General features: G+C 51.9%; 2 protein-coding genes and 1 rRNA gene. All 3 read left to right on the top strand.

All coding sequences use genetic code 11. From position 1 onward, the window contains the following. Positions 1–76, top strand: a 5S ribosomal RNA gene (gene rrf / locus EV586_RS21915); the annotation flags it as partial. Between the two features lie 101 nt (positions 77–177). Beyond that, entirely contained in the window at positions 178–1,158 is a 981-nt protein-coding gene (locus tag EV586_RS20765) for an aromatic ring-hydroxylating oxygenase subunit alpha (protein ID WP_132946924.1), read from the top strand. Beyond that, positions 1,148–1,732 carry an O-methyltransferase gene (locus EV586_RS20770; protein WP_165898732.1) on the top strand — a complete coding sequence of 195 codons (585 nt, stop codon included), beginning with the start codon at positions 1,148–1,150 and terminating at the stop codon, positions 1,730–1,732. The genes EV586_RS20765 and EV586_RS20770 overlap by 11 nt, the downstream gene beginning before the upstream one ends. The last annotated feature ends 356 nt before the right edge of the window (positions 1,733–2,088 follow it).

Genomic DNA, 2,088 nt, shown 5'->3' on the forward strand with positions numbered 1-2,088 from the left:
GAACACAGAAGTTAAGCTCCACAGAGCCGATGGTACTTGGACCGCAGGGTCCTGGGAGAGTAGGACGTCGCTAGGCAATAGAGAAAGACCCGATCCGTATGGATCGGGTCTTTTTTGTTGACCCTTTGACCTTGTGCTACATATTGTGACACTAGATTGGTCTGTGGAGGGAATGAGATGCGTAACGAGTGGTACGTTGCCTGCAGAAGCGATGAGTTGGTTGGAGATATGCTCGAATGTTCGATCCTTTCCACAGAACTGATATTGTACCGGGACTCTGCAGGAGTTGCTCACGCCTTGCACAATCAATGCCCACACCGCGGGGCGCGGTTGTCGCAAGGTGAACTGCAAGGTGACTGCGTTGTTTGTCCGTTTCATGGCTGGACATTTGACGGCAGTGGAACTTGTAAGCTGATTCCGGCGAACGGGCCGCATGCTCCGATTCCGAAACAGGCAAAAGCAACGAGTTTCCCCGTGCAAGAAGCAGGAGGATACGTTTGGGTATTTGTTGGGGATGCCGAAGTCAAAGCACTGCAAGTGCCAACTGAGTTGACCGATCCGGATTGGCGTGCTGTACCGTTTTTAGCGGAGTGGGATGCTCATTTGACCCGCGTGGTGGAAAGTGTGCTGGACGTGTCGCATTTGCCGTTTGTGCACCCGGAGAGCACCGGTACGGATGTGAATCCGATGGTCGAGGGGCCGGAATTCCGTGTTACCGGGCAGGAGATTGTCATCGTGGCGAAACCGTATCATCCTCTTGTGCGGACACCGCTCAACGAAGAAGAGGCGGGCGGTTCTACGATCACATTCACTTGGCCCAATCAATTGATCTTGCGTACCGATATGTTTCAAGGCAACCAGATGGCGACCTATCTGGCGCTTACACCGCTGACGGATGAGCGGATACGGATCCACGGATTGGCCTTGCGTAACTTTATACCTGATGCGGAGGCGATTGATGAGATCCATTATGAGCACAATGTGACCGTCTTGGAGCAGGATCGGCCGGTTGTTGAGGGATTGCGCCCGAAACAGTCCCCGCTCGCGTTAAAAGAAGAGGTGCATGTTCGATCGGATGCGCCGCAAGTGCGGTATCGGAACATGTATCGCAATGCCTTGGAGAAGGAACAATGGGGAGGCGAAGGGCATGAAGGATGAACGTGTCTGGCAGGCGCTTGCGGAATTGGAAGAGCTGGAGAAGCGCGACGATCTGGAAGAGGGGCTGTGGCGGATTACCAAGGAAGTTGGGCTGCTGTTTAATATGATCTTGCGCCACAGCGGCGCCAAACGAATCTTAGAAGTCGGAACATCGAGCGGATATTCTACGCTCTTTTTGGCGGATGCGGCCCGAGCGAATGGCGGAAAGGTCGTGACGTGTGAATTTAGCCCCTTTAAAATCAAGCTCGCCAAAGAGATGTTTGCGAAGGCAGGTCTGGAAGAGCAGATCGAATTGATGGAAGGCAATGCGCTGGAGACGGTGGAGGAATTGGAAGGACCGTGGGATTTTGTGTTCCTCGACGGGATGAAGGATGAATATGTCTTTTATCTCAGTTCCATCTGGCCCAAGGTGCGTCCCGGCGGCTTGGTGATCGCAGATAATATGATTTCGCACAAAGGTGTGCTCGGGATTGAAGCGTATAAGTTCACCGTCGATATGCTGGACGATGCTTCATCCGTCACGGTTCCAATCGGTTCTGGTGATCTGTTTAGCTGCAAGGTGGAAGATCAGTAGAGCGGCAAACAAAACTGTTGGCGCATCACGCGCCGGCAGTTTTGCTGTTTGAGGGGGAACGAGAGAGCAAGTTGAAAGCAAGATGCGCTCAGGCGGACTTTTGTTTTGATTTGTTGGAGGGCTGAATTGAGAGTATAGTGGGAAGATGATAAGATAGTCCTTGTCGCCGCGAGAGACGCGGTGATCGCGAAGATGTAAAAATCACCAGTTGCATTCTACGATGCAGCGTGGTATATTAGTAAACGTTGCTTCGGCGACACCGATTGATCCTTGAAAACTAAACGAGTGTTACAGAGATGAGATACGAGTCAAGATACAAGCTTTCTAACTTTTATTGAGAGTTTGATCCTGGCTCA

Source organism: Tumebacillus sp. BK434, from assembly GCF_004340785.1.
Lineage (GTDB): Bacteria > Bacillota > Bacilli > Tumebacillales > Tumebacillaceae > Tumebacillus_A.

Excerpts from the sequence above, each read along its gene's own strand:
- EV586_RS20765 (WP_132946924.1), top strand. The coding sequence starts at position 178 with ATGCGTAACGAGTGGTACGTTGCCTGCAGAAGCGATGAGTTGGTTGGA.
- EV586_RS20770 (WP_165898732.1), top strand. The coding sequence starts at position 1,148 with ATGAAGGATGAACGTGTCTGGCAGGCGCTTGCGGAATTGGAAGAGCTG.